Raw genomic sequence first — 26357 nt, forward strand, 5'->3', positions numbered from 1 at the left:
GCTGAGAGATCAGCGGCCTTTTGCGTCAGGAGAAGATTTGTGTCCCAAGCCCAGCGTTTTGAAAACTACATCAACGGCCAATGGGTGGCCGGTGCCGACTATTGCGTCAACCTCAACCCGTCGGACTTGTCCGATGTGATTGGCGAATACGCCAAGGCCGATGTCAGCCAAGTCAACGCCGCCATCGATGCGGCACGGGCCGCCTTTCCGGCCTGGTCCACCTCGGGGATTCAGGCGCGCCACGATGCCCTGGATAAAGTCGGCAGTGAAATCCTCGCCCGCCGCGAAGAACTCGGCACGCTGCTGGCCCGTGAAGAGGGCAAGACCCTGCCCGAAGCCATTGGCGAGGTGACCCGTGCCGGCAACATCTTCAAATTCTTCGCCGGTGAATGCCTGCGTTTGTCCGGTGACTACGTGCCGTCGGTGCGCCCGGGCGTCAACGTTGAGGTGACCCGCGAAGCCCTCGGCGTAGTCGGCCTGATCACCCCGTGGAACTTCCCGATCGCGATCCCTGCGTGGAAAATCGCCCCGGCCCTGGCCTACGGCAACTGCGTAGTGATCAAGCCCGCTGAATTGGTGCCGGGCTGTGCCTGGGCCCTGGCGGACATCATCTCCCGCGCCGGTTTCCCCGCCGGCGTGTTCAACCTGGTGATGGGCAGCGGGCGTGTGGTCGGCGATGTATTGGTCAACAGCCCGAAAGTCGATGGCATCAGCTTTACCGGCTCCGTGGGTGTCGGGCGCCAGATCGCGGTCAGTTGTGTGTCGCGCCAGGCCAAGGTGCAGTTGGAAATGGGCGGCAAGAATCCGCAGATCATTCTCGACGACGCCGACCTCAAGCAGGCCGTCGAGTTGGCGGTGCAAAGCGCGTTCTACTCCACCGGCCAACGCTGCACGGCCTCCAGTCGCCTGATCGTCACCGCCGGTATCCACGACCAGTTCGTCGCGGCCATGGCTGAACGCATGAAGTCGATCAAAGTCGGCCACGCCCTCAAAAGCGGGACCGACATCGGCCCGGTGGTTTCCCAGGCCCAGTTGGACCAGGACTTGAAGTACATCGACATCGGTCAAAGCGAAGGCGCGCGGCTGGTCAGCGGTGGCGGCCTGGTGACGTGCGACACCGAGGGTTACTTCCTCGCGCCGACGCTGTTTGCCGACAGCGAAGCCGCGATGCGCATCAGCCGTGAAGAGATTTTCGGCCCGGTGGCCAACGTGGTGCGCGTAGCCGATTACGAGGCGGCGCTGGCCATGGCCAACGACACCGAGTTCGGTCTGTCGGCGGGTATCGCCACCACCTCGCTCAAGTACGCCAACCACTTCAAGCGTCATTCCCAGGCCGGGATGGTGATGGTCAACCTGCCGACCGCCGGTGTGGACTATCACGTTCCATTTGGTGGCCGTAAGGGCTCATCCTATGGTTCGCGTGAGCAAGGTCGCTATGCGCAAGAGTTCTACACCGTCGTAAAAACCAGCTACATCGGTTCGTAACACGCACTACCTGTTGGCACCGGTTCCTGTGGGAGCTGGCTTGCCTGCGATAGCATCACCGGTGTGTGCCTGACACACCCAGGTGCCTGTATCGCGGGCAAGCCCGGCTCCCACATAAAAGCGGTCCTCAGAGACAACCAGACCATTACCCGCAAAAAAAATAATTAGTGGGAGTACTTCTACATGCAAGCGACCAAGCCGACCCACGTCCGCTATTTGATATTGCTCATGCTTTTTCTGGTGACCACGATCAACTACGCCGACCGGGCCACCATCGCTATCGCGGGCTCCAGCCTGCAAAAAGACCTCGGCATCGACGCGGTCACCCTCGGTTACATCTTCTCTGCATTCGGTTGGGCCTACGTGGCCGGGCAAATTCCTGGCGGCTGGCTGCTGGACCGGTTCGGCTCGAAAAAAGTCTATGCCCTGAGCATCTTCACCTGGTCACTGTTCACTGTGCTGCAAGGCTATGTGGGTGAGTTCGGTGTCTCCACCGCCGTGGTCGCGCTGTTTATGCTGCGCTTTATGGTGGGCCTGGCCGAAGCGCCGTCGTTCCCCGGAAACGCCCGTATTGTGGCGGCGTGGTTTCCTACGGCGGAGCGCGGCACGGCCTCGGCGATTTTCAACTCGGCGCAGTACTTCGCCACGGTGTTGTTCGCGCCGTTGATGGGCTGGATCGTTTACAGCTTCGGTTGGCAGCACGTGTTTATCGTGATGGGGGTGATTGGCATCCTGTTCTCGCTGATCTGGCTGAAAGTTATCCACAGCCCGCGCCAGCATCCGCTGATCAACGAAGCCGAGTTCAATCACATCGCCGCCAATGGCGCGATGGTCGATATGGATCAGGACAAGGGCAAAGGTAAGAAAACCGACGGGCCGAAGTGGGATTACATTCGTCAGTTGCTGACCAATCGCATGATGCTCGGTGTGTACCTGGGCCAGTACTGCATCAACGGCATCACGTATTTCTTCCTGACCTGGTTCCCGGTGTACCTGGTGCAGGACCGTGGCATGACTATCCTCAAGGCCGGTTTCATCGCCTCGTTGCCGGCGATCTGCGGGTTTATCGGTGGTGTGCTGGGTGGGGTGATTTCCGACTACCTGCTGCGCAAGGGCCACTCCCTGACCTTCGCCCGCAAGGCGCCGATCATTGGTGGCCTGCTGATCTCCAGCAGCATCGTGGCGTGCAACTACGTGGATATTGAATGGATGGTGGTGGGCTTCATGGCGTTGGCCTTCTTTGGCAAAGGCGTTGGCGCACTGGGTTGGGCGGTGGTGTCCGACACCTCGCCGAAACAGATCGCCGGCCTTAGTGGCGGCTTGTTCAACACCTTCGGTAACCTCGCGTCGATCACCACGCCGATTGTCATCGGCTACATCATCAGCACCACTGGGTCGTTCAAATGGGCCCTGGTGTTTGTCGGCGCCAACGCGCTGGTGGCGGTGTTCAGTTACCTGGTCATCGTCGGCCCGATCAAGCGCGTAGTGCTCAAGGAGCCGCCGAGCAAGGGCCCTGAGCTGACCAATCTTTCCCAAGCGCATTCCTGAGGGGCGATGTAATGCAGTTGATTGAACATGCCGACTCGCCGCGCTCCATCCGTTTGCACGAGCGCGACAACGTGGTGATCGTGGTCAATGACCAGGGCGTACCGGCCGGGACCGAGTTCCCGGACGGCCTGGTGACCGTGGATTTCATCCCCCAGAGCCACAAGGTGACCCTGGAAGATATTCCCGAGGGCGGTCAGATTATTCGCTACGGCCAGACCATCGGTTACGCCTTGGCGCCGATTCCCCGTGGCAGTTGGGTCCAGGAAGATCAACTGCGCATGCCCACCGCGCCACCGTTGGACAGCCTGCCACTGTCCACCGAGGTGCCTGAAACCCAGGCACCGTTGGAGGGTTTCACCTTCGAAGGGTATCGCAACGCCGACGGTACCGTCGGTACGCGCAATATCCTCGGCATCACCACCACGGTGCAGTGCGTTACCGGGGTGCTGGACCATGCGGTCAAGCGCATCAAGGACGAGTTGCTGCCCAAGTACCCCCATGTCGATGACGTGGTGGCGCTGACCCACAGTTACGGGTGTGGCGTGGCCATTACCGCGACGGATGCCTACATCCCGATCCGCACCGTGCGTAACCTGGCCCGCAACCCGAACCTGGGGGGCGAAGCCCTGGTGATCAGCCTGGGCTGTGAGAAATTGCAGGCCGGGCAGGTGATGCACGACAACGACAGCTCGGTCGATTTGAGCGAGCCGTGGTTGTATCGGCTCCAGGATTCCAGCCATGGCTTTACCGAAATGATCGAGCAGATCATGGCCTTGGCTGAGACGCGCTTGAAGAAACTCGATCAACGCCGCCGCGAAACCGTGCCAGCCTCGGAACTGATCCTGGGCATGCAGTGCGGTGGCAGCGATGCGTTTTCCGGGATCACCGCCAACCCGGCGCTGGGTTATGCCTCGGATTTGTTGCTGCGGGCCGGGGCGACGGTGATGTTTTCCGAAGTGACTGAAGTCCGCGATGCCATCTACCTGCTGACTTCGCGCGCCGAGAGCAAGGAAGTCGCCGAGGAACTGGTCCGGGAAATGGACTGGTACGACCGCTACCTGGCCAAGGGCGAGGCCGATCGCAGTGCCAATACCACGCCGGGCAACAAGAAGGGCGGGTTGTCGAATATTGTCGAAAAGTCCCTGGGTTCGATCGTCAAATCCGGCAGTAGCGCGATCAATGGCGTGCTGGGTCCGGGCGAGCGCTTCAAGGGCAAGGGCCTGATTTTTTGCGCGACGCCGGCCAGTGACTTTGTTTGCGGCACCTTGCAGTTGGCGGCGGGGATGAACCTGCATGTGTTCACCACAGGGCGTGGCACGCCTTACGGGCTGGCGATGGCGCCGGTGGTGAAGGTGTCGACGCGTACGGAGTTGGCGCAGCGCTGGCCGGACCTGATCGATATCGACGCTGGGCGTATTGCAACTGGGCGGGCGAGCATCGAGGAGCTGGGTTGGGAGTTGTTTCACTTCTATCTGGACGTGGCCAGCGGCAAGAAGCAAACGTGGGCTGAGCATCACAAGCTGCATAACGACATCACCTTGTTCAACCCGGCACCCATTACCTGAGACCGCCGCGGATCTTGTGGGAGCTGGCAAGCCAGCTCCCACATATGATCAGCGTTGCCGGGACGAAGTGGGCTGCATGGCTTATCATTAGCCACCTAACGACGCTCACCAAGGTTCTCCCCGGCATGCTGGCAATTTTCCTCACCACCCTGTCCATCACCGCGCCGGTGTTTGCCATGCTGTTTCTCGGTGTGCTGCTCAAGCGCATCGACTGGATCAATGACAACTTTATCCACACGGCGTCGTCCCTGGTGTTCAACGTCACCATGCCGGCGCTGCTGTTTCTTGGCATCCTGCATGCCGACCTGCACTCGGCACTCAAGCCGGGTTTGCTGATCTATTTTGCCGTCGCCACGCTGCTCAGCTTTGCCCTGGCCTGGGGCTGGGCGCTGTTTCGCTGCCCGCGTGAAGACCGCGGCATCTATACCCAGGGCGCCTTTCGCGGCAACAACGGGGTGATTGGCCTGGCGTTGGCGGCCAGCATGTACGGCGATTACGGCATCTCCCTCGGCGCGATCCTCGCCGCGCTGGTGATCCTGTTCTACAACACGCTGTCGACCATTGTGCTGGCGGTGTACAGCCCGGTGATCAAGTCCGACCCATGGAGCATCTGCAAGAGTGTGGTGGCCAACCCGTTGATCATCAGCGTGATCGTGGCCACGCCGTTCGCGGTGTTCCAGATTGGCCTGCCGGGTTGGTTGGAGTCTTCCGGCCGCTATCTGGCAGACATGACCTTGCCGCTGGCACTGATCTGCATCGGTGGCACCCTGTCGCTGGCGGCGCTGCGTAAAAGCGGGAGCATGGCCTTGAGCGCGAGCCTGGTGAAGATGATCGGGTTGCCGCTGGTGGCCACGCTGGGCGCCTGGCTGTTGGGTTTCCGGGGCCCGGAGTTGGGGATTCTGTTCCTGTATTTCGGCGCGCCGACGGCAGCGGCCAGTTTTGTGATGGCCAGGGCAGCAGAGGGCAATCACGAGCTGGCGGCGGCGATTATCGTGATCACCACGCTGATGGCGGCGGTGACCACGAATATCGGGATTTTCGTGTTGCAGGCGGGTGGGTGGATCTGAATTTTGTGGGGGCCATTCGCGAGCAAGCCCCACATTCGACCGCGTTCTCAGGTTGAAGCTCGGCCAACGGTGGGAGCGGGCTTGCCCGCGAATGCTATCTAGCCGTCACTGCTGATCGGCCTGATACGCCTCAATCACTTCCTGCGCCGCCCTGAACGCATCGATCGCCGCCGGTACACCCGCATACACCGCGCAATGCAGCAGTGCCTCGCGAATCTCTTCCACCGTACAGCCATTGTTCAACGCGCCCCGTACGTGACCCTTGAGCTCCTGCGGGCACTTGAGCGCGGTGAGGGCGGCGAGGGTGATCAGGCTGCGGGTCTTCAGCGGCAAGCCTTCGCGATTCCACACACCGCCCCATGCATGTTCATTGACGAAATCCTGCAACGGTTGTGTGAATTCGGTGGCGTTGCCCAAGGCACGGTCGACGAACACGTCGCCCATGACCTGGCGACGCATTTCAACCCCGGACTTCTTCTGATCGGTCATTGCGATTCCCTCTTGTGTTGACGGCGCCAGGCTCGCAGCGTGCTGAACAACAGGAATGCCACCAGCACTGGCAGGACGTAATACAGCATCAGGTGTTCAAGCTTGGTGGCCAGCGGCATGCCAGTGGTGAACGACATCACATGCAGCCCATACGCCAGGTACAGGCCCAGCAGCACCAGGCCTTCGGCGCGGGTTACGCGGTAGCCGCTGTAGAACACCGGCAGGCACAGCGCCGCGGCGGCGAGCATCACCGGCAGGTCGAAATCCAAGGCATTGGGCGATACCGACAGCGGCGTGGGCGCCACCAGGGCGGTGAACCCCAGCACACCCAGCAGGTTGAACAGGTTGCTGCCGATCACGTTGCCCACAGCGATTTCCCGCTGGCCGCGCAGGGCGGCGATCAGCGAGGTCGCCAGGCACGGCAGGGAGGTGCCGACGCCGATCAGCGTCAGGCCGATGATGCGCTCCGACAAGCCCAGGTCCGCCGCCACATCCACCGCCCCAGCGAGCAGCAGGTGGCCGGCAAGCAGCAGGATCAGCAGCCCGCCGACTATCAACAGCACGCTGCTCAGCCAGGGCGCGCGGGCCACGGTGTCCAGGGTGCGTGGGCGGCGAGAGTGGCGGGTCTGGTAGTGCAGCACGCCGAGGTAGGCGATCAGCGCGCTCAGCAGCAACAGGCCATCGGCCGGTGTGAGTGCTTCATTGGCCGCCAGCGTGAACACCAGTAGCGCGGCGAGAATCATCACCGGGATGTCCAGACGTACCAGCTGGCGCGAGACCCGCAGCGGGATGATCAGCGCCGACAGGCCCAGGGTGACGAGGATGTTGAAGATGCTGCTGCCGATCACGCTGCCCACCGCGATGTCGGTGTTGCCTGCCAGGGTGGCTTGCAGGCTGACGCTCATCTGCGGCGCGCTGCTGCCGAAGGCGACGATCGTCAGGCCAATGATCAGTGGCCGCACCTTGAGGCTGGCAGCCAGGCGCACCGCCGCGCGCACCAGGATTTCGGCGCCGGTGATCAGCAGCAGCAGGCCGCCGACTAGTTCGAGCAGGCTCCAGGGGGAAAGGGCTGTCAGTAATCCGAAAATGGCCAGGGCTCCTCAGTTGCCAAGGGCTTGTACCCGCACGCGTGCGGTCCCGCTGCTGATCATGCCCAACTGCTCGGCGGCCTTGCGTGAAAGATCGATCAAGCGCCCACGGGTATGCGGGCCGCGATCATTGATGCGCACCACCACGGATTTGTCGTTGTTCAAGTTGGTGACCTTGACCTGGGTGCCGAACGGCAGTTGCCGGTGGGCGGCGGTCAGGGCGTTCTGGTTGAAGGGTTCACCGCTGGCGGTCTTTTTGCCGTGGTGCTTGGCGCCGTAATAGGAGGCGGTGCCGGTTTCGTCGTAGCCGTTGGGGTTGATGACGCCGCTGGCACAGCCGGCCAACAGCGAGAACAGGGCCAGAAGGGCAAATAGACGCTGCATTTTCAAGGATACCCCCTTATCAAATGTGGGAGCGGGCTTGCTCGCGAAGGCGGTGTGTCAGCCAAGTATTCCTTCACTGATCAACCGCCTTCGCGAGCAAGCCCGCTCCTACAAAGTGTCCGAGTTGAGCATGGGATCTCACTCGGACCATTCGTCGCTATCAGCCTTCGAGCTTGCTTTTGAGCAATTCGTTCACCTGTTGCGGGTTGGCCTTGCCTTTGGAGGCTTTCATTGCCTGGCCCACAAAGAAGCCGAACATCTTGCCGCGCTTGGCTTCGTCTGCCGCACGGTACTGTTCGACCTGCTCGGCGTTGGCCGCGAGCATTTCGTCCAGCACGGCCGAGATCGCGCCGCTGTCGGTGACTTGCTTGAGGCCGCGGTTCTCGATGATCTCGTCGGCGCTGCCTTCACCGCTGGCCATGGCTTCGAACACGGTCTTGGCGATCTTGCCGGAGATGGTGTTGTCCTTGATGCGCAGCAGCATGCCGCCCAACTGCTCGGCAGTGACCGGGGCTTCGTCGATTTCCAGGCCCTGCTTGTTCAACAGGCTGCCCAGCTCGACCATCACCCAGTTGGCCGCCAGCTTGGCGTCACCGGCAATGCTCACGACTTTTTCGAAGTAGTTGGCTTGCTCACGGCTGGAGGCCAGCACGCTGGCATCGTAGACCGACAGGCCGAACTGCTCCTGGAAGCGCTCGCGTTTCTGCTGCGGCAATTCCGGCAGGGTGGCGCGTACGTCATTGAGGAACGCGTCCTCGATGACCACCGGCAACAGGTCCGGATCGGGGAAGTAACGGTAGTCGTTGGCTTCCTCCTTGCTGCGCATGGCGCGGGTTTCGTCTTTGTTCGGGTCGTACAGGCGGGTCTGCTGGATGACCTTGCCGCCGTCTTCGATCAGCTCGATCTGGCGACGCACTTCACTGTTGATCGCTTTCTCGATGAAGCGGAACGAGTTGACGTTCTTGATCTCGCAGCGAGTGCCGAACTCAACCTGGCCTTTCGGGCGGATCGACACGTTGCAGTCACAACGCAGCGAGCCTTCGGCCATGTTGCCGTCGCAGATGCCCAGGTAACGCACCAGTGCGTGGATGGTCTTGACGTAGGCCACGGCTTCCTTGGCGCTGCGCATGTCCGGTTCGGAAACGATCTCCAGCAGCGGCGTGCCGGCACGGTTCAGGTCGATGCCGGTGGCGCCCGGGAATTCTTCGTGCAGGCTCTTGCCGGCATCTTCTTCCAGGTGCGCACGGGTCACGCCGACGCGCTTGATGGTGCCGTCTTCCAGAGGGATGTCCAGGTGGCCCTTGCCGACAATCGGCAGTTCCATCTGGCTGATCTGGTAGCCCTTGGGCAGGTCCGGGTAGAAGTAGTTCTTGCGCGCGAACACGTTGTGCTGGCCGATCTCGGCGTCAATCGCCAGGCCGAACATCACCGCCATGCGCACCGCTTCCTGGTTCAGCACCGGCAAGACACCGGGCATGCCCAGGTCGACCAGGCTGGCCTGGGTGTTGGGCTCGGAGCCGAACGTGGTGGCGCTACCGGAGAAAATCTTCGATTGGGTGGCGAGCTGGGTATGAATCTCCAGCCCGATCACGACTTCCCATTGCATAGTGTTCTCCTCAGAAGCCGGTAGGGGTGCGGGTGTGCCAGTCGGTGTGCAACTGGTACTGGTGCGCCACATTGAGCAGGCGGCCTTCCTGGAAATACGGGGCGAGCAATTGCACGCCCACCGGCAGGCCATCGACGAAACCGGCAGGCATGGACAAGCCCGGCAGGCCCGCGAGGTTGGCGGTGATGGTGTACAAGTCTTCGAGGTACGCAGCCACCGGGTCGCCATTCTTGGCGCCGAGCTTCCAGGCCGGGTTCGGCGTGGTTGGGCCGAGGATCACGTCGACTTCATTAAAGGCCGCCATGAAGTCGTTCTTCACCAGGCGACGGATCTTTTGCGCCTTGAGGTAGTACGCGTCGTAGTAGCCGGCCGACAGGGCGTAGGCACCGACCATGATGCGGCGTTGTACTTCGGCACCGAAGCCTTCGCCACGGGAGCGTTTGTACAGGTCGGTCAGGTCTTTCGGGTTTTCGCAGCGATAGCCGAAGCGCACGCCGTCGAAACGCGACAGGTTGGAAGAGGCTTCAGCCGGGGCGATCACATAGTAGGCAGGGATCGCGTGCTGATTGTTCGGCAGGCTGATTTCCTTGATCACCGCGCCGAGCTTTTCCAGCTCCTTGACGCTGTTGTGCACCAGTTCGGCGATGCGTGGGTCGAGACCGGCGCTGAAGTACTCCTTCGGCACGCCGATGCGCAGGCCCTTGATCGACGTGTTGAGGCTGGCGCTGTAGTCCGGCACTGGCTCATCGATGCTGGTGGAGTCCTGTTGATCGAACCCGGCCATGCCTTGTAACAAAATCGCGCAGTCTTCGGCAGTGCGTGCCAACGGGCCGCCCTGATCGAGGCTGGAGGCGTAGGCGATCATGCCCCAGCGGGAAACGCGACCATAGGTCGGCTTCAGGCCGGTGAGGTTGGTGAACGCCGCTGGCTGGCGGATCGAGCCGCCGGTGTCGGTGGCGGTGGCCGCCGGCAGGAAGCGCGCGGCAACGGCTGCAGCCGAACCGCCGGACGAGCCGCCGGGCACGTGCTCCAGGTTCCACGGGTTTTTCACCGCGCCGTAGTAGCTCGATTCGTTGGCCGAACCCATGGCGAATTCATCCATGTTGGTCTTGCCCAGGGTCACGGCCCCGGCGGCAGCCAGCTTGGACACCACGGTGGCGTCATAGGGCGCTTTGAAGTTGTCGAGCATCTTCGAGCCGCAGCTGGTGCGGATACCCTGGGTGCAGAACAAGTCCTTGTGGGCGATTGGAGCGCCCAGCAGTGCGCCATTCTCACCGTTGGCGCGACGTGCGTCGGCGGCCTTGGCCTGGCTCAGGGCCAGCTCTTCGGTGAGGCTGATGAAGCTGTTGACCTGCGGGTCCAGTGCGGCGATACGCGCCAGCAGGGTCCTGGTCAGCTCTTCGGAAGAAAACTTTTTGTCGGCGAGACCGCGGGCGATCTCGGCCAGAGTCATGTGATGCATGAAAGGCTCTTTCCCTTTAGTCGATGACTTTCGGAACCAGATACAGGCCGTTTTCGACCGCTGGTGCGATGGACTGGTAGGCCTCGCGATTATTACGTTCGGTCACGACGTCTGCGCGCAGGCGCTGGCTGGCTTCCAGTGGGTGAGCCAGGGGCTCGATGCCGTCGGTATTCACGGCCTGCATTTGGTCAACCAGCCCGAGAATGCTGTTCAGGGCTGCGGTGGTTTGTGGAATTTCGCTTTCAACCAGGTCCAGGTGGGCCAGGTGAGCGATTTTTTCCACGTCGGAGCGTTCAAGCGCCATGGGATTCTCCAGTGGAAAGGCGTCCGTGTGTTAGATTGTCGGAACACTACCGCATTTCTACGGTCATATGGCCGCGATTGTGGGGGTTGGTGCGTAGAAAGTCGGCCAATTTAGCACATTGGCGCCTTGCCCAAAATCCCTGTCGTTGTTAGAGTTTGCCGCACTTTTTTACCCACGCGTTGCCTAGGGTCCTTTCCCCATGTTCAAGAAACTGCGTGGCATGTTTTCCAGCGATCTTTCCATTGACCTGGGCACTGCCAACACCCTTATTTACGTGCGCGAGCGCGGTATCGTTCTGAATGAGCCATCGGTTGTGGCCATTCGGACCCATGGTAATCAGAAAAGTGTCGTTGCCGTCGGCACCGAGGCCAAGCGCATGCTCGGCCGTACACCAGGCAATATTGCCGCCATCCGTCCGATGAAAGACGGCGTGATCGCCGACTTCAGCGTCTGCGAGAAGATGCTGCAGTACTTCATCAACAAGGTTCACGAAAACAGTTTCCTGCAGCCCAGCCCGCGTGTGCTGATCTGCGTTCCGTGCAAGTCCACCCAGGTGGAGCGTCGTGCCATCCGTGAATCGGCCCTTGGTGCCGGTGCTCGCGAAGTCTTCCTGATCGAAGAGCCAATGGCCGCTGCGATCGGTGCCGGCCTGCCGGTTGAAGAAGCCCGCGGTTCGATGGTGGTGGATATCGGTGGTGGTACTACCGAAATCGCCCTGATCTCCCTGAACGGTGTGGTGTATGCCGAATCCGTCCGCGTCGGCGGCGACCGCTTCGATGAAGCGATCATCACCTATGTGCGCCGTAACTACGGCAGCCTGATCGGTGAATCCACCGCAGAGCGCATCAAGCAGGAAATCGGCACCGCCTACCCGGGCGGCGAAGTGCGCGAAGTCGATGTTCGCGGTCGCAACCTGGCCGAAGGTGTTCCACGTGCCTTCACCCTGAACTCCAATGAAGTGCTGGAAGCTCTGCAAGAGTCCCTGGCCACCATCGTTCAGGCTGTGAAGAGCGCCCTGGAGCAATCGCCGCCGGAACTGGCTTCCGACATCGCCGAGCGTGGCCTGGTGCTGACCGGCGGTGGCGCCTTGCTGCGCGACCTGGACAAGTTGCTGGCCCAGGAAACCGGCCTGCCGGTGATCGTTGCCGAAGACCCGCTGACCTGCGTTGCCCGTGGCGGTGGTCGTGCACTGGAAATGATGGATAAACACACCATGGACCTGCTCTCCAGCGAATAAGCTTCGTTGGTCGGTTCATGCGTCGCCAACAGGCAGCACTTTGCAGTGCTGCCTGTTGGCGTTTATCTTCTTCAACCTGCATCCAGGCCGGTTAGATGCCGTATGAGTAAAGAGAACATTTGCCTGGGAGGAGCGGCCTATTAAACCGCTTTTCGCCAAAGGCCCCTCATTGGGCGTGCGCTTGTTGGTGCTGGTCGTGCTTTCGGTCGCGCTGATGGTGGTCGATGCCCGTTTCGCACTGCTCAAGCCCGTGCGCAGCCAGATGTCGCTGGTGTTGATGCAGACTTACTGGATCACCGACCTGCCGCAACGGCTGTTCCAGGGCGTGGCCAGCCAATTTGGCAGCCGCACCGAGCTGGTCGCCGAGAACGAAAAACTCAAGACTGAAAACCTGCTGCTGCAGGGGCGCATGCAAAAGCTGGCGGCCCTCACCGAGCAGAACGTTCGGCTGCGCGAGTTGCTCAACTCTTCCGCGCTGGTCAACGAGAAGGTCGAAGTCGCCGAGTTGATCGGCATGGACCCCAACCCCTTCACCCATCGCATCATCATCAACAAAGGTGAGCGCGACGGTGTGGTCCTCGGTCAACCGGTGCTCGATGCCCGTGGCTTGATGGGCCAGGTGGTCGAGTTGATGCCCTACACCTCGCGCGTACTGTTGCTGACGGACACGACCCATAGCATTCCGGTGCAGGTCAACCGCAACGGCCTGCGTGCGATTGCCAGCGGCACCGGCAACCCGGAACGCCTGGAATTGCGTCATGTAGCCGATACCGCCGACATCAAGGAAGGCGACCTGTTGGTCAGCTCCGGCCTGGGTCAACGGTTCCCGGCGGGTTATCCGGTGGCGACGGTCAAGGAAGTGATCCACGACTCCGGCCAGCCATTCGCCATCGTCCGTGCCGTGCCGACTGCCGCCTTGAACCGCAGCCGCTATCTGCTGCTGGTGTTCAGCGACAACCGCACCCCGGAAGAACGCGCCAACGATGCCGCCCAAGCCCAGGAAGCCGAAGACAAGCAGAACGGCACCACGCCGATCGTCCCTGCGACGGTGCCCAAGCCTGCCGCTGCGCCATCGGCCACACCTGCGGCCGTTCCCGCTGCCGCCGCGCCGGTCGCGACGCCGGTCAAGCCAGCTGCGCACAACGCGCACGCGGTGAAGCCGGCGGCCACCAAACCACCTGCTTCGGCGCCCGCGACTGCCACGCCTGCGACCAAACCGCCTGCTGCAACGCCGGCTGCCCGTCCAGCGGCAACGGCTCCGGCAACCACGCGGCAGAGGGAGGAATAATGGCCGGTACTCATTCGCGCAATGGCTGGATCGTCTGGTTGACCTTCGCGGTCGGCTTGCTGCTCAGCGTTTCTCCGTTGCCGCAATTCATGGAAATCCTGCGTCCGCTCTGGCTGGCATTGCTGCTGGCCTTCTGGTCGCTGAACCTGCCGCACAAGATCGGCATGGTCACCGCGCTGTTCCTGGGCTTGGCGGAAGACGTGCTGTATGGCACCTTGCTGGGCCAGAACGCGCTGATCCTGACGCTGATTACGTTCCTGGTGCTGTCGTTGCAGCAGCGTTTGCGCATGTTTCCGATGTGGCAGCAGTGCCTGGTGATCCTGGTGATCTTCGGCCTGGCGCAGTTGGTGCAGCTATGGCTCAGTGCCCTGACGGGTAACCGCCAGCCGACGCTCGCGTTGGTATTGCCGGCGCTGGTCAGTGCGCTGCTGTGGCCCTGGATCAGTTTTGGCCTGCGTGGGTTACGTCGTCGCTATAAAATCAATTGAATGGATTGCGAGGCTCTGCCTGGTTATCGAGTCCTACAGGGAGAGTCTGCATGAATTCGCTTTATCTGGCCTCGGGCTCCCCGAGGCGACGTGAGTTGCTGACCCAGATCGGTGTGCCCTTCACCGTGGTCAGCGCCGCGATTGATGAAACTCCTCTTACCCACGAATCCGCCGTTTCCTACGTCGAGCGTCTGGCGCGCGGCAAGGCTGCGGCGGGTTTGGCTGCGCTTGAACACGCCTCGGGTGCCTGTGTGCTGGGTGCCGACACCGCTGTCATTGTCGACGGCCAGATCCTCGGCAAACCCGTGGATCAAGCCGATGCCCTGGCCATGTTGATGGCGCTGGCGGGGCGTGAACATGACGTGCTCACTGCCATTGCCGTGACCGATGGCCAGCGCTGCGAAACTGTTTGTGTAAGCAGTCGTGTACGTTTTCGCAGTATTTCTGTCGAGGAAGCTACAACCTACTGGCACAGTGGCGAACCCCAGGACAAGGCGGGCGGCTATGCTATTCAAGGGCTTGGATCGGTGTTTGTCGCCGGGCTCAATGGCAGTTATTCCGCCGTGGTAGGCCTGCCGGTGTGCGAAACCGCGCAACTGCTCGGTCAATTCGGCATACCCTGTTGGCAACACCTTACCGCGCGCTGAACGCCTAACCCCAGCGCCCAGCCCTAAGCGATCGGTCACTATTGTGAAAACGCCTGAACGAGACCCAGCCATGAGTGAAGAGATTCTGATCAATATCACGCCGATGGAATCACGCGTGGCGGTGGTAGAGAACGGTGTTCTGCAAGAAGTGCACGTCGAGCGCACCCAAAAGCGCGGGATCGTCGGCAATATCTATAAAGGCAAGGTGGTGCGTGTCTTGCCGGGCATGCAGGCGGCATTCGTCGACATCGGCCTGGACCGTGCAGCGTTTATCCACGCATCGGAAATCTCCCTGCGCGAAGGCCCGGCGGTAGAGAGCATCAGCGCGCTGGTGCACGAAGGGCAGAGCCTGGTGGTGCAAGTCACCAAGGACCCCATCGGCTCCAAGGGCGCGCGCCTGACCACGCAGCTGTCGATTCCGTCGCGCTATCTGGTGTACATGCCGCGTACCGCCCACGTCGGCATCTCCCTGAAGATCGAAGATGAAGCCGAGCGCGAGCGCCTGAAAAAGGTGGTCAGCGACTGTGTGGCGGCCGAAGGCATCAAGGAAGCTGGCGGTTTCATCCTGCGTACCGCCGCCGAAGGTGCCGGTGCCGATGAAATCCTCATGGACATCCGTTACCTGCGGCGCCTGTGGGACCAGATCGGCGCACAGATCAAGACCATCGGCGCACCCAGTGTCATCTACGAAGACCTGGGCCTGGCCCTGCGTACCCTGCGCGATCTGGTCAGCCCCAAGATTGAGAAAATTCGCATCGACTCGCGGGAAACCTTCCAGCGCACCACGCAATTTGTTGCCGAGCTGATGCCGGAAATTGCCGATCGCCTGGAGCACTATCCTGGCGAGCGGCCGATCTTTGACCTGTATGGCGTTGAAGATGAAATCCAGAAAGCCCTGGAACGCAAAGTGCCACTGAAGTCCGGTGGCTATCTGGTGGTGGACCCTGCGGAGGCCATGACCACCATCGACGTCAACACTGGCGCGTTCGTGGGGCATCGCAATCTCGAGGAAACCATCTTCAAGACCAACCTCGAAGCGGCCACTGCGATTGCCCGTCAACTGCGCCTGCGCAACCTGGGCGGGATCATCATCATCGACTTCATCGACATGGAAGATGAAGAGCACCAGCGTCAGGTGCTGCGCACCCTCGAGAAGCAACTGGAGCGCGACCACGCCAAGACGAACATTATCGGCATCACCGAGCTGGGCCTGGTGCAGATGACCCGCAAGCGCACCCGCGAAAGCCTTGAGCAAGTGCTGTGCGAGCCGTGCAGCAGTTGCCAGGGGCGCGGTAAATTGAAGACTCCGGAAACCGTTTGCTACGAGATTTTCCGGGAAATCCTACGAGAGGCTCGGGCTTACCAGGCCGAAGGTTATAGAGTGCTCGCCAACCAGAAAGTGGTCGACCGTCTGTTGGACGAAGAGTCCGGCAACGTCGCCGAATTGGAGGGGTTTATCGGACGCACAATTCGTTTCCAGGTTGAAACCATGTATTCCCAGGAACAATACGACGTGGTGCTGCTCTGATCCCCATTCGCTTACTTTTGACTGTCTTGAGGGTCGCCTGACATGGAGCGTCTGACACGCTTTTTTGCCGCTTTGACCCGTTGGGGCCTGGGCCTTTGCGCGTTGCTGCTGGTACTGGCGGCGGTGTACGTGAGCCTGGGGCGCGAATTGACCCCGCTGGTGGCCGAATATCGCGCCGAAGTCGAGGCCAAGGCCCAGGCGGCGGTGGACATGCCGCTGCACATTGGCAGCCTTGAAGGCCGTTGGAGCGGCTTTGCGCCGATGCTGCTGGCCCACGACGTGATGCTGGGCGAGGGCAGCAGTGCCTTGCGCCTGGATCAGGTCGAAGTGGTGCCGGACATCTGGGCCAGCCTGATGGCGCGTGAAGTGCGCATCGCACATCTGGAAGTCAGTGGCCTGCAACTCAGCGTCAAGGAAGACAAGAACGGCCGCTGGGCGCTGCAAGGCCTGCCGGTGCAGGATGACCAGCCGCTGGACCCACAGCAATTGCTCCAGCGTATGCAGATGGTCAAGCGTGTGTCACTGCTCGACAGCCAGGTGACCTTGCAACCCTTCGACCAGCCCCCGTTGACCCTGACATATGTCGGCCTGAGCTTGCATACCGGCATCACCCGCCAGCGCCTGGACGCGCGCCTGACCCTGCCTGACGGCCAGCCCCTGGCACTGAGCTTGCGCACGCGGATTCGTGCGAGCCAATGGCAAGACGCTGAAGCACAGGCCTACCTGAGCCTGCCCCAGAGCGACTGGGCCAAGTGGATTCCGGCCAAGCTGACGCAGCAATGGAAACTCACCCAATTCAAGGCCGGCGGCGAATTCTGGCTGACCTGGGCCAAGGGCACCGTGCAAAGCGCGGTGGTGCGCCTCAACTCGCCACAGATCAAGGGCAGCTACGCCGAGCGCAAGCCGGTGCACATTGAAAACCTGGCCCTCAACGCCTACCTGCAACGCAGTGATAGCGGTCTTACGGTGCTGTTCGACTCGCTGGCGATGAACCTGGGCGAGACCCGCTGGGAATCGCGCGTGCAATTGCAGCAAAGCCTGGCCACCGACAAGGACCAGGAGGTGTGGAAGCTTCAGGCGGACCGCCTGGACCTGACCCCCATCACACCGTTGCTCAATGCCCTGGCGCCGTTGCCCGAAGGTTTCGCCACGACCATCGAGCACCTGAAGGCGATTGGCTTGCTGCGCAATGTGCTGGTGGATTTCCGTCCTCAGGACACCACGGATCAAAAACTCAGTTTCGCCGCCAATCTCGAACGTGTGGGGTTTGACGCCTACTTCGGTGCCCCGGCTGCCCGTAACATTTCCGGCAGTATCAGCGGTGACCTTGGCCATGGCGAACTGCGCATGGACAGCAGGGACTTTTCCCTGCACCTGGATCCCATTTTTGCCAAACCCTGGCAGTACATCCAGGCCAATGCGCGCCTGACGTGGAAGCTGGATAAAGATGGCTTCACCCTGATCGCGCCGTATATCAAGGTGCTGGGCGAAGAGGGCAAAGTGGCTGCCGATTTCTTGATTCGCCTGAGTTTTGACCAAAGCCGCGAAGACTACATGGACCTGCGGGTCGGCATGGTCGATGGCGACGGGCGCTTCACCTCCAAATACCTGCCGGCGGTGTTGAGCCCGGCGCTGGATGAATGGCTGCGCACGGCGATTCTCAAAGGTGCGGTCGACGAGGGGTTCTTCCAATACCAGGGCTCGCTCAACCACGATGCGTTGCCCGCCTCGCGCAATATCAGCCTGTTCTTCAAGGTGCATGACGCCGAACTGGCGTTCCAGCCAGGCTGGCCGCATGTGAGCAAGGTCACGGGTGAAGTGTTCGTCGAAGAGAGCGGTGTGCGCATCCTGGCCAGCAAGGGGCAATTGCTCGACACCAAGGTCAACGACATCTACGTCAATATTCCCCATGCGCCGGCGGACAAGGACAGCCACCTGCTGCTCACCGGCGGTTTTGCCGGCGGCCTGGGGGATGGTCTGAAGATCCTTCAGGAAGCGCCGATCGGCACGGCTTCGACGTTTGCCGGCTGGAAGGGCGAGGGCGACCTGCAAGGCAGCCTGGATCTGGACATACCGCTGGCCAAAGGCGCCGAACCGAAAATCGTGGTGGACTTCAAGACCGACAAGTCCCGCCTGCAATTGGCCGAGCCCACCTTGGACCTGACCCAGCTCAAGGGGGATTTCCGCTTCGACAGCGCCAAGGGCCTCAGTGGCCAGAACATCACGGCCCAGGCGTTCGACCGGCCGATCAGTGCGCAGATTGTTGCCGGCGGCAAGCCGGGCAATATCAGTACGCGCGTGACGGCCAAAGGGCAGGTCACGGTCAAGCGGCTGACGGACTGGTTGAAAATCAGCCAGCCGTTGCCGGTGTCCGGCGATATTCCGTACCAGCTGCAACTGAACCTTGACGGTGCCGACAGTCAACTGATGGTCAGCTCCAACCTCAAGGGCGTGGCAGTGGATTTACCAGCGCCCTTTGGCATGCCAGCCAGCCAGGGGCGTGACAGTGTGTTCCGCATGACCTTGCAGGGTAACGAGCGCCGCTACTGGTTCGATTATGGCGAGCTGGCGAATTTCACCTTCGCGGCGCCGCCGGACAAGTTCAATGACGGCCGGGGCGAGTTGTTCCTCGGTGATGGCGATGCGCTGTTGCCGACAGTCAAAGGCCTGCGCATTCGCGGAGTCTTGTCGGAACTGGATCTCGACCCGTGGAAGAAGCTCGTGGACCGTTATGCGGGCAACGACCCGGGCGGCAGCGCCAAGCAATTGCTCAGCGGCGCCGACTTCAAGGTCGGCAAGCTGACCGGCTTTGGCACCCAGTTCGATCAGGTCAAATTGCAGTTGGACCGCAAACCCGCGGCGTGGGGCCTGCAGCTCGACAGCCAGCAGGCCAAGGGCACGGTGAACCTGCCGGACGCCAAGGGCGCGCCGATTGCGATCAACCTGCAGTATGTGAAACTGCCGGCCGTGGACCCGAGCGTACAGGCCGATGAAAACGCCCCGGACCCTTTGGCCGACATCGACCCCAAGGATATTCCCGCGCTCGACATTGCCATCGACCAGCTGTTCCAGGGGCCGGATTTGATCGGCGCGTGGTCGTTGAAGATCCGCCCGACAACCAAGGGTTTGGCCTTCACCAATCTGGACCTTGGCCTCAAGGGCATGCAGCTCAAGGGTGATGGCGGCTGGGAAGGCGCGCCGGGAAGCAGCGGCAGTTGGTACAAGGGGCGCCTGGACGGTAAGAATATCGGCGATGTACTCAAGGGCTGGGGTTATGCGCCGACCGTCACCAGCAAGGACTTCCATCTGGACGTGGACGGGCGCTGGCCGGGCTCGCCGGCCTATGTGGGGCCGAAACGTTTCTCCGGCAGCCTGGACGCATCCTTTCGCAGCGGTCAGTTCGTTGAAGTGGAAGGCGGCGCCCAGGCCCTGCGTGTGTTTGGCCTGCTCAACTTCAACTCCATCGGGCGCCGGTTGCGCCTGGACTTTTCCGACTTGCTCGGCAAGGGCTTGAGTTATGACCGGGTCAAAGGCCTGTTGGCTGCCAGTAATGGCGTGTTCGTTACCCGCGAACCGATCACCATGACCGGGCCGTCGACCAACCTTGAGCTTAACGGCACCCTGGATCTGGTGGCCGACCGTGTCGACGCCAAGTTGCTGGTGACATTGCCGGTCACCAACAACCTGCCGATTGCCGCGTTGATCGTGGGGGCTCCGGCGATTGGTGGGGCGTTGTTCCTGATCGACAAGTTGATCGGTGACCGCGTTTCGCGCTTCGCCAGCGTGCAATACAAAGTCGAGGGGCCGTGGAAGGATCCAAAAATCACCTTCGACAAGCCATTTGAAAAGCCAAACTGAGAGCCTGTGGAGTAGCATGGTCGCACGCCCATTACGGAGAGTCGGCCCATGTCCTTTGCGGTAATTCAAATGGTCAGCCAGAGCGATGTGCTGGCCAATCTTGCCCAGGCCCGGCGCCTGCTGGAGCAAGCGGCGGCAGGGGGGGCGAAGCTGGCGGTGCTGCCGGAAAACTTTGCCGCCATGGGCCGGCGTGATGTGGCCGATATCGGCCGGACCGAGGCATTGGGCGAAGGACCGATCCTGCCGTGGTTGAAACAGACTGCCCGTGACCTCACCTTATGGATAGTGGCTGGCACCTTGCCGTTGCCGCCCAGGGATCAGCCGTACGCCAAGTCCAACGCCTGTTCGCTGCTGGTCGATGACCAGGGCGAAATCGTTGCCCGATACGACAAGTTGCACCTGTTCGATGTGGACGTTGCCGACGCGCGTGGTCGTTATCGTGAATCCGACGACTATGCTTTCGGCAGCAACGTGGTGGTGGCGGACACGCCGGTGGGGCGATTGGGCCTGACGGTGTGTTACGACCTGCGCTTCCCCGAGCTGTACAGCGAGTTGCGTGCAGCAGGGGCTGAATTGATTACCGCGCCTTCGGCGTTTACCGCGGTGACCGGCGCGGCGCACTGGGACGTGCTGATTCGCGCACGCGCCATCGAAACCCAGTGTTACCTGCTGGCGGCCGCCCAGGGCGGCGTGCATCCGGGGCCGCGGGAAACCTACGGTCACGCAGCGATCGTTGACCCGTGGGGGCGGGTGCTGGCGCAACAGGATCAAGGCGAAGCGGTGTTGTTGGCCGAACGCGATAGCAGTGAACAAGCGTCGATACGGGCGCGCATGCCGGTGGTCAGCCACCGGCGTTTTTTCTCGCAGGGCGCACAGCGGCCTGCTTCGGAACGATGAATTTAAGGCCAAACCTATGAGCGAGTTGTTGTCCTCAGTCAGTGAACACCTCCTGGCACCTGGTGGCGTGACCATCGAAAGCTTGCAAACCGTGCTGGGCGATCTGGCCGGGCCGGGTATCGACGCGGCTGACCTGTATTTCCAAGGGCAGATCTCCGAGTCCTGGGCCCTTGAAGACGGCATCGTCAAGGAAGGCAGTTTCAACCTTGACCAAGGTGTAGGCGTGCGTGCGCAATCCGGAGAAAAAACCGGTTTTGCCTACAGCAACGCGATCACCCTGGAAGCCTTGGGCCTGGCGGCGCGTGCGGCGCGTTCGATCTCCCGTGCCGGGCAAAACGGTACGGTGCAGGCGTTCAGTACCCAGGACGTGGCGCAATTGTATGCGCCCGATAACCCCCTGGAAGTGATCAGCCGTGCGGAGAAGGTCGAGCTGCTCAAGCGTGTCGACGCGGCTACCCGCGCCCTTGACCCGCGTATCCAGCAGGTCACCGTGAGCATGGCCGGTGTGTGGGAGCGCATCTTGGTGGCCTCCACCGATGGCGGCCTGGCGGCGGATGTACGGCCGCTGGTGCGCTTCAACGTCAGTGTGATCGTCGAGCAGAATGGCCGCCGGGAGCGCGGCGGGCATGGCGGTGGCGGGCGTACCGACTACCGTTATTTCCTCACTGATGACCGCGCCATGGGGTATGCCCGTGAAGCGCTGCGTCAGGCGCTGGTGAACCTGGAGGCCATTCCGGCCCCGGCCGGTACGTTGCCGGTGGTGTTGGGATCGGGTTGGTCCGGCGTATTGCTGCACGAGGCCGTGGGCCATGGTCTGGAAGGTGACTTCAACCGCAAGGGCAGCTCGGCCTACAGCGGGCGCATGGGCGAGATGGTTGCGTCCAAGCTGTGCACCATTGTCGATGACGGCACCTTGGCCGGGCGCCGTGGCTCGTTGAGTGTCGACGACGAAGGCACTCCAACCGAATGCACCACGCTGATCGAAAACGGTGTGCTCAAGGGCTATATGCAAGACAAACTCAACGCTCGTCTGATGGGCGTGGCACGTACCGGCAACGGTCGTCGCGAGTCCTATGCGCACCTGCCGATGCCACGCATGACCAACACCTACATGCTCGGTGGCGAAAGCGACCCGGCGGAAATCATCGCCTCGGTAAAACGCGGAATCTACTGCGCCAACCTGGGTGGCGGCCAGGTGGACATCACCAGTGGCAAGTTCGTGTTCTCCACCAGCGAGGCGTACCTGATCGAAGACGGCAAGATCACCGCGCCGGTCAAAGGCGCAACGTTGATTGGCAACGGGCCGGAAGCCATGAGCAAGGTGTCGATGGTCGGTAACGACCTGTCGCTGGACAGCGGCGTGGGCACATGCGGCAAGGATGGGCAGTCGGTGCCGGTGGGTGTCGGCCAGCCAACGCTGAAAATTGATGCGATCACCGTGGGAGGCACGGGCTCGTAGGAAGGGTGGAGCTTCGGGTGGCGAAGATCGCCACCCGGGGAAGAGGATCAGCGCAGACCGCGTTGAGTCTCGTCCAGCTCACGGATGTACTTGAAGATTTTACGGCTGGTGGCCGGCGCCTTGTTATGCGCCAGCTCGTGTTGGGCCTGGCGGATCAGGGAGCGCAATTGCTGGCGGTCCGCGTCCGGGTAGTCCAGCACGAATTTCTCCAGCACGGCGTCGTCGCCCGAGATCAGGCGGTCACGCCAACGTTCCAGGTTATGGAAGCGTTCGTTGTACTGGCGAGTGGAGGCATCGGTTTGATCGAGCAAGGCCAGAATGGCGTCAGTGTCCTGATCGCGCATCAGCTTGCCGATAAACATGATGTGGCGTTTACGCGCGATATTCGCGGTGTGCTTGGGTGCGTCTGCAAGAGCCCGGCGCATTTCGTCGGTCAATGGCAGTTTTGCAATCAAGTCTTTCTTGAGCGTTGTAAGGCGCTCGCCCAGGTCAACCAGAGCATGCAGCTCACGTTTGACCTGGGTTTTGCTTTTCTCCCCATCGAGGGAGTCGTCGTAAGAATCAACCATGGTGGCAGTCCGCAAAGAAACGCCGCCATGATAACCAGTCGGGGGCCGCTTGTCCGGCCCGGTCGCTCGATGGCCTTAACCGAAAGCAGAATTTGAGTGGAGAAAACCATGAGTGCAGCCCAAAGCGTCGGCCCGCAAGCGTTACCGGCACTGCAGGAACAAGTCGAGCAGATCCTTGCCGAGGCCAAGCGCCAGGGGGCCAGTGCCTGTGAGGTGGCGGTGTCGCTGGAGCAGGGGCTGTCGACATCGGTACGCCAGCGGGAAGTGGAAACCGTTGAGTTCAACCGCGACCAGGGTTTTGGCATCACCTTGTACGTAGGGCAGCGCAAAGGTTCGGCCAGTACATCGGCGAGCGGCCCGGAGGCGATCCGCGAAACCGTCGCCGCCGCTTTGGCGATTGCCAAGCACACCTCCGAGGATGAAAGCTCGGGCCTGGCCGACAAAGCGCTGATGGCCAAGGACTTGAAAGACTTCGATCTGTTCCACGCCTGGGACATTACCCCAGAGCAGGCCATTGAACTGGCATTGACCTGCGAAGCCGCTGCGTTCGATGCAGATGCCCGCATCAAGAACGCCGATGGCACCACGTTGAGCACGCATCAGGGTTGTCGTGTCTACGGCAACAGCCATGGTTTTGTAGGGGGGTATGCCTCCACTCGCCATAGCCTGAGCTGCGTGATGATCGCTGAAGCCAACGGCCAGATGCAGCGTGATTACTGGTACGACGTAAGCCGCCAGGGCGAGTTGCTGGCGGACCCGGTCAGCATTGGCCAGCGCGCCGCACAACGTGCCGCCAGCCGCTTGGGCGCGCGACCGGTGCCAACTTGCGAAGTGCCGGTGTTGTTTTCGGCGGAGTTGGCCGGTGGTTTGTTCAGCAGTTTCCTCGGCGCGATTTCCGGCGGCAACCTGTACCGCAAGTCGTCGTTCCTTGAGGGCGCTATCGGGCAAAAGCTGTTCCCGGAGTGGTTGACCCTCGATGAGCGCCCGCACCTGATGCGTGCCATGGGAAGCTCGGCGTTCGACGGCGATGGCCTGGCGACCTATGCCAAACCGTTCGTCGAAAACGGCGAGTTGGTGTCCTATGTGCTGGGGACATACTCCGGCCGCAAGCTCGGCCTGCCGAGCACGGCCAACGCCGGTGGCGTGCACAACCTGTTCGTTACCCATGGCGATGAAGACCAGGCGGCGTTGCTGCGTCGCATGGGGCGTGGCCTGCTGGTGACTGAGTTGATGGGGCATGGCCTGAACATGGTGACCGGTGATTACTCCCGTGGTGCGGCGGGTTTCTGGGTGGAAAACGGCGAGATTCAGTTCGCGGTCCAGGAAGTGACCATCGCCGGCAACATGCGCGACATGTTCAAGCAAATCGTCGCGGTGGGTAACGACCTGGAACGGCGTAGCAACATTCACACAGGTTCGGTATTGATTGAGCGGATGACTGTCGCTGGCAGCTGACCCTCCCGACGCTTCAACAAAAAAGGCGCGCCATCATCACTGATGGCGCGCCTTTTTTGTGCTTGCGTGACAGGTGGATTGACTTGCGGCTCTTGTTTTGATTCTCAATATCATTTAATAATAAATATCATTACCGAATGAGTGTGGATCATGAGTTCTGTCCTGCATGAGGATCCTTACCTGGAGAGCTGGCGCTGGATGAGTCGTCAGATTCGCTGCGGCCTCAATCCCGACGAGCCGCGCCTGATCGAACATTACCTCAACGAGGGTCGATACCTGGCGTGCTGCACTGCGACCCATCCGTGGACGATCGCTGAAACCTCATTCCACCTGCTGCTCGACACCGCCGGCGATATTGCGCTGCCCTGGCATTGGCGCACGACATGCCTGGACCAGGCCTGGCGCCCCCTGCGCGACCTGGAAAAACTTTCCCACTGCGCCTGCCGCCTCAAGCGCTGGCAGACCTTTGCCTGGCAATTGGCGACCTGCGAGTTGCTGCCTTCCCTTTCTGTGTCTGACCTTGTGCAAGGATCCTCCGATGAGTAACACCCGTATCGAACGCGACAGCATGGGCGAACTGCAAGTGCCGGCCGAGGCCTTGTATGGCGCACAAACCCAGCGCGCGGTGAACAACTTCCCGATCAGCCGTCAACGTATGCCCGCGCAATTCATTCGCGCGCTGATCCTTGCCAAGGCTGCCGCCGCCAAGGTCAACGTCGACCTCAAGCAAATCAGCGAAGGGCAGGGCAAGGCCATTGTCGATGCGGCCCAGGGCTTGCTCGAAGGCGATTTCATGCAGCACTTCCCGGTGGATGTTTTCCAGACCGGTTCCGGCACCAGCTCCAATATGAACGCCAACGAAGTGATTGCGACCCTCGCCACACGCTTGCTGGGCGAGGCGGTCAACCCCAATGACCACGTGAACTGCGGCCAAAGCAGCAATGACATCATTCCGACCACCATCCACGTCAGCGCCGCGTTGGTCTTGCATGAGCAAACCCTGCCGGCCCTGCTGCATCTGGTGCAGGTGATCGAACGCAAGGCCGAAGAAGTCCACCCGTTCATCAAGACCGGTCGCACCCACCTGATGGACGCCATGCCGGTGCGCATGAGCCAGGTACTCAATGGCTGGGCGCAGCAACTCAAGGCCAATATCGGCCATCTGCAGGACCTGCTGCCAAGCCTGCAGGCCCTGGCCCAGGGCGGCACTGCGGTCGGCACCGGGATCAACGCGCATCCGGAATTCGCCGCACGTTTCAGCCAGCAACTGAGCAGGCTGACCGACGTCACATTCACGCCGGGCAAGAACCTCTTCGCACTGATCGGCTCCCAGGACACCGCTGTCGCTGTTTCCGGTCAGTTGAAAGCCACCGCGGTATCGCTGATGAAGATCGCCAATGATCTGCGCTGGATGAACTCCGGGCCGCTCGCCGGTCTCGGTGAAATCGAGCTTGAGGGCCTGCAGCCGGGCTCCTCGATCATGCCGGGCAAGGTCAATCCGGTAATTCCGGAAGCCACTGCCATGGTCGCGGCCCAAGTGATCGGCAATGACACGGTGATCACCGTCGCAGGCCAGTCCGGCAACTTCGAGCTGAACGTAATGCTGCCGATCATCGCCCAGAACCTGCTCAGCAGCCTCGAATTGCTGGCCAACTCCAGCCGTCTGCTGGCGGACAAGGCGATTGGCAGCTTCAAGGTCAACGAAGCCAAGCTCAAGGAAGCGTTGTCGCGTAACCCGATCCTGGTCACCGCGCTCAACCCGATCATCGGTTACCAGAAGGCTGCTGAAATCGCCAAGAAGGCTTATCAGCAGGGCCGTCCGGTGATTGATGTCGCCCTGGAGCACACCGACTTGCCCCGCAGCCAACTGGAAGTCCTGCTGGACCCGGAAAAGCTCACGGCCGGCGGCGTGTAATCACCGACACTGCTTTGG

General features: G+C 61.5%; 22 protein-coding genes. 15 read left to right on the forward strand and 7 right to left on the reverse strand.

From position 1 onward, the window contains the following. Nucleotides 1-39 precede the first annotated feature (39 nt). From AC3ISR_RS04345 to AC3ISR_RS04360, 4 genes are all read left to right on the forward strand, one after another. Nucleotides 40-1485, forward strand: a complete 1446-nt coding sequence (locus tag AC3ISR_RS04345) for an aldehyde dehydrogenase family protein (protein ID WP_192297693.1) — start codon at nucleotides 40-42, stop codon at nucleotides 1483-1485. 183 nt (nucleotides 1486-1668) lie between these two features. Beyond that, nucleotides 1669-3033 (forward strand): MFS transporter, encoded by a 1365-nt coding sequence (locus AC3ISR_RS04350; protein ID WP_192297692.1) that lies wholly within the window; start codon nucleotides 1669-1671, stop codon nucleotides 3031-3033. A gap of 11 nt (nucleotides 3034-3044) precedes the next feature. After that, nucleotides 3045-4598 carry a galactarate dehydratase gene (gene garD, locus AC3ISR_RS04355; RefSeq protein ID WP_192297691.1) on the forward strand — a complete coding sequence of 518 codons (1554 nt, stop codon included), beginning with the start codon at nucleotides 3045-3047 and terminating at the stop codon, nucleotides 4596-4598. 125 nt (nucleotides 4599-4723) lie between these two features. Further along, nucleotides 4724-5665: an AEC family transporter gene (locus AC3ISR_RS04360; protein ID WP_192297690.1), complete on the forward strand. Its 942-nt coding sequence runs from the start codon at nucleotides 4724-4726 to the stop codon at nucleotides 5663-5665. A gap of 105 nt (nucleotides 5666-5770) precedes the next feature. Here the strand turns inward: AC3ISR_RS04360 and AC3ISR_RS04365 are convergent, their stop codons facing one another. The 6 genes from AC3ISR_RS04365 to gatC all read right to left on the reverse strand — a co-directional run bounded on the left by AC3ISR_RS04365 (nucleotide 5771) and on the right by gatC (nucleotide 10998). Beyond that, a complete protein-coding gene (locus tag AC3ISR_RS04365) occupies nucleotides 5771-6154 on the reverse strand; it encodes a carboxymuconolactone decarboxylase family protein (protein ID WP_124527480.1) in 384 nt (127 codons plus the stop codon). Further along, on the reverse strand, nucleotides 6151-7230 hold the full coding sequence (locus AC3ISR_RS04370; protein WP_192297836.1) for a calcium/sodium antiporter: 1080 nt from the start codon (nucleotides 7228-7230) through the stop codon (nucleotides 6151-6153). The genes AC3ISR_RS04365 and AC3ISR_RS04370 overlap by 4 nt, the downstream gene beginning before the upstream one ends. A gap of 24 nt (nucleotides 7231-7254) precedes the next feature. Further along, nucleotides 7255-7626, reverse strand: coding sequence for a septal ring lytic transglycosylase RlpA family protein (locus tag AC3ISR_RS04375; protein ID WP_192297689.1), 372 nt, complete (start codon nucleotides 7624-7626; stop codon nucleotides 7255-7257). Nucleotides 7627-7786: 160 nt separating this feature from the next. Further along, nucleotides 7787-9232: an Asp-tRNA(Asn)/Glu-tRNA(Gln) amidotransferase subunit GatB gene (gene gatB, locus AC3ISR_RS04380; protein ID WP_463983234.1), complete on the reverse strand. Its 1446-nt coding sequence runs from the start codon at nucleotides 9230-9232 to the stop codon at nucleotides 7787-7789. Nucleotides 9233-9242: 10 nt separating this feature from the next. Then, on the reverse strand, nucleotides 9243-10694 hold the full coding sequence (gatA, locus tag AC3ISR_RS04385) for an Asp-tRNA(Asn)/Glu-tRNA(Gln) amidotransferase subunit GatA (RefSeq protein ID WP_192297687.1): 1452 nt from the start codon (nucleotides 10692-10694) through the stop codon (nucleotides 9243-9245). 16 nt (nucleotides 10695-10710) lie between these two features. Continuing rightward, nucleotides 10711-10998, reverse strand: coding sequence for an Asp-tRNA(Asn)/Glu-tRNA(Gln) amidotransferase subunit GatC (gatC, locus tag AC3ISR_RS04390; protein ID WP_192297686.1), 288 nt, complete (start codon nucleotides 10996-10998; stop codon nucleotides 10711-10713). Nucleotides 10999-11197: 199 nt separating this feature from the next. Between gatC and mreB the strand changes: the two genes are divergently transcribed. The 8 genes from mreB (at nucleotide 11198) to tldD (ending at nucleotide 22400) form a co-directional block, all read left to right on the forward strand. Continuing rightward, nucleotides 11198-12235 carry a rod shape-determining protein MreB gene (gene mreB / locus AC3ISR_RS04395; RefSeq protein ID WP_002555108.1) on the forward strand — a complete coding sequence of 346 codons (1038 nt, stop codon included), beginning with the start codon at nucleotides 11198-11200 and terminating at the stop codon, nucleotides 12233-12235. Between the two features lie 139 nt (nucleotides 12236-12374). Further along, nucleotides 12375-13523, forward strand: a complete 1149-nt coding sequence (mreC, locus tag AC3ISR_RS04400) for a rod shape-determining protein MreC (protein ID WP_463983375.1) — start codon at nucleotides 12375-12377, stop codon at nucleotides 13521-13523. Then, nucleotides 13523-14011 carry a rod shape-determining protein MreD gene (mreD, locus tag AC3ISR_RS04405; protein WP_192297685.1) on the forward strand — a complete coding sequence of 163 codons (489 nt, stop codon included), beginning with the start codon at nucleotides 13523-13525 and terminating at the stop codon, nucleotides 14009-14011. The genes mreC and mreD overlap by 1 nt, the downstream gene beginning before the upstream one ends. A 50-nt stretch (nucleotides 14012-14061) precedes the next feature. After that, nucleotides 14062-14658 carry a Maf family protein gene (locus AC3ISR_RS04410; protein WP_192297684.1) on the forward strand — a complete coding sequence of 199 codons (597 nt, stop codon included), beginning with the start codon at nucleotides 14062-14064 and terminating at the stop codon, nucleotides 14656-14658. A gap of 70 nt (nucleotides 14659-14728) precedes the next feature. Continuing rightward, a complete protein-coding gene (gene rng / locus AC3ISR_RS04415; protein ID WP_010213134.1) occupies nucleotides 14729-16186 on the forward strand; it encodes a ribonuclease G in 1458 nt (485 codons plus the stop codon). 42 nt (nucleotides 16187-16228) lie between these two features. Next, complete coding sequence (locus tag AC3ISR_RS04420; protein ID WP_463983235.1) at nucleotides 16229-20044, forward strand: YhdP family protein; 3816 nt, start codon at nucleotides 16229-16231, stop codon at nucleotides 20042-20044. 48 nt (nucleotides 20045-20092) lie between these two features. Beyond that, entirely contained in the window at nucleotides 20093-20941 is an 849-nt protein-coding gene (locus AC3ISR_RS04425; RefSeq protein ID WP_192297682.1) for a carbon-nitrogen hydrolase family protein, read from the forward strand. A gap of 16 nt (nucleotides 20942-20957) precedes the next feature. Next, entirely contained in the window at nucleotides 20958-22400 is a 1443-nt protein-coding gene (tldD, locus tag AC3ISR_RS04430; RefSeq protein ID WP_053131569.1) for a metalloprotease TldD, read from the forward strand. Nucleotides 22401-22447: 47 nt separating this feature from the next. On the opposite strand, the gene yjgA is transcribed toward tldD, so the two are convergent. Further along, complete coding sequence (gene yjgA, locus AC3ISR_RS04435; protein ID WP_025856302.1) at nucleotides 22448-22969, reverse strand: ribosome biogenesis factor YjgA; 522 nt, start codon at nucleotides 22967-22969, stop codon at nucleotides 22448-22450. Nucleotides 22970-23077: 108 nt separating this feature from the next. Between yjgA and pmbA the strand changes: the two genes are divergently transcribed. From pmbA to AC3ISR_RS04450, 3 genes are all read left to right on the forward strand, one after another. Next, entirely contained in the window at nucleotides 23078-24424 is a 1347-nt protein-coding gene (pmbA, locus tag AC3ISR_RS04440; RefSeq protein WP_192297681.1) for a metalloprotease PmbA, read from the forward strand. 150 nt (nucleotides 24425-24574) lie between these two features. Next, nucleotides 24575-24970, forward strand: a complete 396-nt coding sequence (locus AC3ISR_RS04445; protein ID WP_192297680.1) for a FagA protein — start codon at nucleotides 24575-24577, stop codon at nucleotides 24968-24970. Next, a complete protein-coding gene (locus AC3ISR_RS04450) occupies nucleotides 24963-26339 on the forward strand; it encodes a class II fumarate hydratase (protein WP_192297679.1) in 1377 nt (458 codons plus the stop codon). Before AC3ISR_RS04445 ends, AC3ISR_RS04450 begins: the two co-directional genes overlap by 8 nt. Nucleotides 26340-26357 lie beyond the last annotated feature (18 nt).

The sequence above is a fragment of the Pseudomonas sp. GL_117 genome (assembly GCF_057835125.1).